We start from the raw sequence: 6,307 nt of genomic DNA, 5'->3' as shown, positions 1-6,307 counted from the left end.
TTCTCCGTCGAGGTTCGGACCCTTGTACTCGGTGAAGATCAGGGTCGGTTCGAAATCGCGGCAGGCGTCCAGGGCCACGCGGCCCTCGGCCCGGTGAACCACCTCGCCCACCCCCAGCCCCTTCAGGCTCTCGGCCAGCAGCTTGGCCGCCGTCCCGTTGGGATCGACAATGAGCACCCGCTTCAGGGTGGGGGCCATCCTGGCCAGACTTTTTGCATCAGTGGTGAACAAAGGCGACTCCGGCGAACGCCCTATGGTTACCCATTTTGGGTAAACATCGCCTTGACGCTATATCGAGATGCCGGGTTCCAGAATGAACCTATCCCTCGAACGGATCCCGCATCAGGATCGTGTCGTCCCGCTCCGGACTGGTGGAGAGCAGGGCCACCGGCGCCTCGATCAACTCCTCGATCCGGCGCACATATTTGATCGCCGCAGCGGGCAGGTCCTTCCACGACCGCGCGCCCTGGGTGCTCTCGCTCCAGCCTTCCAGCGTCTCATAGACCGGCTGCACGCCCGCCTGATCCTTCATGCCGGCCGGCAGGTAGTCCAGCTCGCGATCCCCGATCCGGTAGCCGGTGCAGATCTTCAGCTCGTCGAACCCGTCCAGCACGTCCAGCTTCGTCAGGGCGATGCCGTGGATGCCGTTCACGGCGATGGACTGGCGCACCAGCACCGCGTCGAACCAGCCGCAGCGCCGCGGCCGCCCCGTCACCGTGCCGAACTCGCGCCCGCGCTCGGCGATGCGTTCACCCACCTTGTCGAACAGTTCGGTGGGGAACGGCCCCTCGCCCACGCGGGTGGTGTAGGCCTTCACGATGCCCAGCACATAGCCCACCGAGCGCGGCCCGAGGCCCGAGCCCGCCGCCGCCTGCCCCGCCACCGTGTTCGACGAGGTCACATAGGGATAGGTGCCGTGGTCCACGTCCAGCAGGGTGCCCTGGGCGCCCTCGAACAGGATGCGTTTGCCCTCACGGTAGAACCGGTCCAGCGTCCGCCACACCGGCTGTCCCGCATAGACCAGTACCTTGGGCGCCACCTCAAGCAACGCAGCCTTGAGCCCGGCCACGTCCACTTCCGGCAGGTCCAGGCCTTTCCGGAGAGCGTTGTGGTGGGCCAGCAGCCGCTCGATCTTGGCGTCCAGCGCCTCGGGGTCCGACAGGTCGCCCACGCGGATGGCGCGCCGTCCCGCCTTGTCCTCATAGGCCGGGCCGATGCCCCGCCCGGTGGTGCCGATCTTGGTCTTGCCCGCCTGCGCCTCGCGCGCCTGGTCCAGGTCCTTGTGCAGCGGCAAGATCAGACAGGCGTTGTCCGCCAGACTCAGGATCTCCGGGGTGATGGACACCCCTTGGGCCTCGATGCGGCCGATCTCGTCCAGCAGGGCCCAGGGGTCCACCACCACGCCGTTGCCGATCACAGACGGCTTCTGCTGCACCACGCCCGACGGCAGCAGGCTCAATTTGTAGACCTTGTCGCCCACCACCAGCGTATGGCCGGCGTTGTGACCGCCCTGGAAGCGCACCACCACATCGGCCCGGTTCGACAGCCAGTCGACGATCTTGCCCTTGCCCTCGTCGCCCCACTGGGCGCCGACCACCGCGACGTTCGCCAAGACATTATACTCCGCTGGAATTGCGGGAGCAGGCTATACCGGGGGAATCGCTCCGTGTCCCCCTCTCCTGCCCATTTCGTGGCAGGCAGCCGCACACTCGACGCAGGCTCAGCGCAGCGCTTCCTCGAACGCCCAGTCCAGCCACGGCGTCGCGGCTTCCACGTCCGCCGTCTCCACCGTACACCCGCACCACAGCCTCAGCCCCGGCGGCGCATTGCGGTGGGGCTCTATATCGAACACCGCCCCTTCGCCTTCCAGCAGGTCCTTGAACCGCTTCACGAAGGCGCGCTGATCCTCCCCCGGCAGGCCCGTCACCCGCTCGTCGGTGAACTTGAGGCACACCGAGGTGGTCGACCGGGTCTCCGGCCGCACGGCAAGGAAATCGATCCAGTCGGTCCGCCCGACCCACTCGGCCAGCGCCGCGAAGTTGGCGTCCGTGCGCGCGATCAGCGTGTTCAGCCCGCCGATGCCTTGCGCCCACTCCAGAGCGTCGATCCAGTCCTCGATGGTCATCACCGAGAAGGTGTTGATCATGGTCCCGGTGGCCAGGGCCCGATCGAAGCCCTTGCCGTCCTGCAGCCTCAGGACCTTGGGGATGGGCCACGGCGCCCGGTATGCATCCAGCCGCTCCACGGCCCGCGGCGACAGCACCGCCACCCCGATCCCGGCCTCGCCGCCCAGCGCCTTCTGGAACGAGAAGGTCGTCACATCCAGCTTCGGCCAGTCCAGCGGCATGGCGAACGCCGCCGAGGTGGCGTCGCAGATGCTCAGCCCCTCCCGCTCGTCACTGATGAAGTCGGCGTTCGGAACCCGCACGCCCGAGGTGGTCCCGTTCCACGGAAACACCACGTCCTTCGCCGGATCGACCCGCGACAGGTCCGGCAGTTCGCCCCACGGCGCCTCGATGATCTCCGGGTCCAGCTTCAGGTGGTCGCGCACGTCCGCGGCCCAGGTCAGGCCGAAATTCTCAAAGGCCACCACCTGCACCGGCCGCTGCCCCAGCATGGCCCACAGCGCCGCCTCCACCGCCCCCGTGTCAGACGCCGGCAGGTAACAGGCCACATAGTCCTCGGGGACCTGCAGCACCTCGCGCGTCAGCCTCAGGGCGTAGGCGAACCGCGCCACCACCTCCGGCGCCCGGATGCCCCGGCCCAGCAGATCGGTGGGCAGGCCCGCCAGCGACCAGCCCGGCCGCTTGGCCGTCGGCCCGGCGGAGAACCACGGCCGCGTCGGCTTCACCGACGGCTTCGATCCCGGCGTCATCACGCCTTACCCGGCGAATAGGGCCGGTCGGCCCGCCATTTCTCGGCGAATTTGACGAGGTTGTGGTCCTGGTATTCCGGCAGGGTCACAACCAGCTTCGCCAGCAGATCCCCGCGCTTGCCGCTCGCGAACGCGCCCTTGCCCTTGAGCCGCAGCACCTGACCCGAGTTGGACGCCTTGGGAATGGTCATGCTGACCGCCCCGTCCGGCGTCTTCACCGTCACCTTGCCGCCCAGCACCGCGTCGGGCACCGACACCGGCAGATCCATGTGCAGGTCCGCGCCCTCCCGGCGATACAGGGGGTGGGGCTGGACCTTCAGCTCGATCAGGGCGTCGCCCGCCTCGCCGCCACGTCCCGGCATGCCCTGCCCGCGCAGGCGGATGGTCTGGCCGTCCCCCGCGCCCTTGGGAATGGTCACGTCCAGGGTGCGCCCGTCCGAGAACTGGATGCGCCGGGTCGCCCCGGTGATGGCGTCTTCGAGGCTGATGTCCAGGGTCGCCTTCAGGTCTTGCCCGCGCGAGGCGAAGCCCCGCCCGCCGCCCGGCCGCGCCCCAGCGCCGCCGCCGAACATGCCGAACAGTTCATCCAGATCGATGCCCTCGAACCCGGCCTTGGCGCCGCCCGCGCCGGGGCCCTGACCGAAACCGCCCTGCCCGAAGCCGCCGCCCGGACGCGCCCCGCCACCGCCGCCGCCGAAGCCCCGAAACTGCTCGCGCCCGTCCGCATCGATCTCGCCCCGGTCGAACTTCCTGCGCTTCTCCTCGTCGCCCAGAATGTCGAAGGCGGCGGTGATGCGCTTGAACCGGTCCTCGGCCGCCGTGTCGCCGGGGTTCTTGTCCGGATGGAATTCCTTGGCCAGCTTCCGGAACGCCTTGCGGACATCGTCCTGACTGGCGCCGCGCGCCACGCCCAGTTCCTTGTAGGGATCACCCGCCACGTCCGGCCCTGCTCCATAAAAGCCAAAGCCGTCAGTTAAGCCATGCGGGCGCGAGCGCAAAGGGTAAGCCGCAATCTCCTCCCCCATGCGCGCATGGGGGAGGGGGACCGCGAAGCGGTGGAGGGGGCAACCTCAAGCGCCGGCGTCCAGGGTCGCCCCCTCCACCATCCCTCGGATGGTCCCCCTCCCCTGCAAGCGGGAGAGGAGACATCAACCCAGCACCGCCACCGCCTCCACGCCCCATCCGAAAACGGGACTCCACTGGCTCACCGCCACGCGGGCGCTATAGTCCACGCCGCCCGGAAAATCCGCCGCCAGATCACCCGCGTCATAGACCGCCGTCTCGGCTTCCACTTCAAAGGCCCGCACCACCGCTTCCCCGTCCAGCATCCGCACCCGGAACCGCAGCGGATCACTCGCCTGCGTCTCCCCGTCCCAGCGGTCCCCTTCCCGCCGCGTCCGCGCGATCCAGCACAGCCGCCGCCCGCCGTCCTCCGCCGTCACGGTCAGATGCGCGGGCGCCCAGGGCCGGTCATGCACCCCACGCCAGGTGAAGGCCGCCTCGCTGAACCCGTCCCCGCCCGGCGGCGCCCCCGCCGGCCCGGCGCGCCACAGCATCGGCAGCCCCCGCTCGCCCGCCTGAACCTCCAGCCGCGCCAACGTCTCATCCAGAAACACGACGACCGCCCCGGCCCCGGCGCCCATCTCCCCTTCCGTGCCCTGCTGCCCGCGCAACAGACCGCTCAGCCGCCAGACATCGCCGCCCAGCAGCTCGGCGTCCCGAAACTGCACGATCTCCCAGCCGTCGTCCCCGCGCACCGCCACGGCATTGGCCCCGTTCAGCACCGCGTCCGCGCTCCGCGTCTCCGGCGCCCGGCCCTCCACCCCCACCGTCAGCACGTTCACCTCGTCCCAGCGCCCGGTCACGCCGGACGGCAGGAACGCTGTCAGCCGCCCCACCGTCGCCGGCTGTGCAACGCCGGCCCGCGCGGTCAGCCCGTCCGCATCCGCGCCTCCATGCACCTGCATGGCGCGCCACGGCTCCCCCGCCACCGCCGCCAGCGGCCGCCCGTCGTCCTCCGCGCCCGGCAGCGGCGGCAGGTCCAGCAGGGCCATAAACGGCGCGCCCACGCCGCCGCCCGGCGCCGCCACCCGCCAGTCGACGCCGTCATCGACCGCCCCCGTCTCCACCCACGGCGTCAGCACCGCGCGCGGTTCCTCGTCCAGTTCGATCCGCGTCACGCGCCAGACGCCCGCGCGGCCCTCCACCGCCACCGCATCCCCCGGCTCCAGCCGCAGGGCCTCCAGCGGCGCCAGGTGCGCCGTCAGGGTCTCCGCTGACGCCGCCAGCGCCCGCTCCGCCCCCGCCTTGGCCAGCCCCGCCGAACAGGCCGCCGGCAGGTCCATGTCCAGCCCGCCGCCGCCCGTCTCCGGCCCGCGCAGCACCACCGACCCGGCCTGATAGTCCGCCACCTCGTCGATGAAGCGCACCCGCACCGTGTCCGGCGCCGTCTCCAGCACCCGCGACGCCGATATCGGCGCCCCGTCCTTCGGCATGGCCAAGGCCCCGGCCGACAGGCTCACCACGCCCTCCCGCCGCCCGACCACCGCAACGCGCCCGTTCCGCTCGCCGCCCTCGGCGTCCAGGGCGAACAGCAGCGGCTCCAGCGCATCGCGCGTCCGCATGGGCCGGTCGATCACATAGCCCGCCACCGCCCCGTCCACGCCGGTGATGACGAAGTCCGCCTCGTCCAGCCCGCCCCGCTTCAGGATCGCCGCGATCAGATCACGCCCCTCCCCCGCCAGCCGCCCGTTCAGCCAGTGCCCGGCCCGCCAGTTGCCCGCATCGGCCCACACCGCTTCCCGCGCCGGAAAGTCCGGATAGGGCCGCGCGTCCCAGCACCAGGCGTCCAGCCCCTGCACCATCCGCCCGCCATAGACCGCCGAAACCGGATTGTTTCCATCCGCCGCGAAGTGGCTCAGCCACGCCTCCATGGCCCGCCGCTGCATCAGGTCGTCCCGCGCCCCCGTCGAGAACGGCGGCAGGAAGCTCTCGCTGCTCTTGGGGTCCGAAAACAGGTTCGGCCCGTTGCCGCCCTTGTCCACGGCCGCGCAGCCGAACTCGGTCAGCCGGATCGGCTTCATGCCCGGAATCCAGGCCGTCGGCGCCGCGCTGCGCACCCCGCCCGGCCGGTCATGGTGGGCGTTGGACCACCAGCTTTTCAGATCCTTGGACCGCCACACCCACGGTTCGCCGTAAGCCTCATCCGTGATCGGCGTGCGCACCTGCGCCGCCCGGTCCGCCTCCGACCCATAGTACCAGTCGAAATTCTCCCCGCCCGCCGCGTTCGCCGCCAGATAAGCGGGGTCCGCCGACCCCGCATATCCGGCGACCGCGTCCAGATGACCCTCCCCCTCGCGCCAGTCGCCGATGGGCGGGTACCAGTCGACGCCCACATAATCGATGTTCGGGTCCGCCCACAGCGGGTCCAGG

Annotated in this window: 4 protein-coding genes and 1 pseudogene; all 5 read right to left on the bottom strand. The window is 70.7% G+C overall.

Going from position 1 to position 6,307, the window contains the following annotated elements; translation table 11 throughout:
* A pseudogene (locus tag C0461_RS12815) lies at window positions 1-198 on the bottom strand (response regulator); the annotation flags it as partial.
* 121 nt (window positions 199-319) lie between these two features.
* On the bottom strand, window positions 320-1,612 hold the full coding sequence (locus tag C0461_RS12810; RefSeq protein ID WP_292107555.1) for an adenylosuccinate synthase: 1,293 nt from the start codon (window positions 1,610-1,612) through the stop codon (window positions 320-322).
* 108 nt (window positions 1,613-1,720) lie between these two features.
* Window positions 1,721-2,875: a phosphoserine transaminase gene (locus C0461_RS12805; protein WP_292107552.1), complete on the bottom strand. Its 1,155-nt coding sequence runs from the start codon at window positions 2,873-2,875 to the stop codon at window positions 1,721-1,723.
* Window positions 2,875-3,813: a DnaJ C-terminal domain-containing protein gene (locus C0461_RS12800; protein ID WP_292107550.1), complete on the bottom strand. Its 939-nt coding sequence runs from the start codon at window positions 3,811-3,813 to the stop codon at window positions 2,875-2,877. Before C0461_RS12800 ends, C0461_RS12805 begins: the two co-directional genes overlap by 1 nt.
* 210 nt (window positions 3,814-4,023) lie before the next feature.
* A partial coding sequence (locus tag C0461_RS12795; RefSeq protein WP_292107549.1) for a glycoside hydrolase TIM-barrel-like domain-containing protein occupies window positions 4,024-6,307 on the bottom strand: 2,284 nt, incomplete at its 5' end.

This window comes from Brevundimonas sp. (assembly GCF_013823285.1).
Taxonomy (GTDB): Bacteria; Pseudomonadota; Alphaproteobacteria; order Caulobacterales; family Caulobacteraceae; genus Brevundimonas.
This window is presented reverse-complemented; position numbering and strand designations above follow the sequence as displayed.

Bases quoted from the DNA above. Each gene is read 5' to 3' on its own strand.
- C0461_RS12805 (WP_292107552.1), bottom strand. From the start codon at position 2,875: ATGACGCCGGGATCGAAGCCGTCGGTGAAGCCGACGCGGCCGTGGTTC.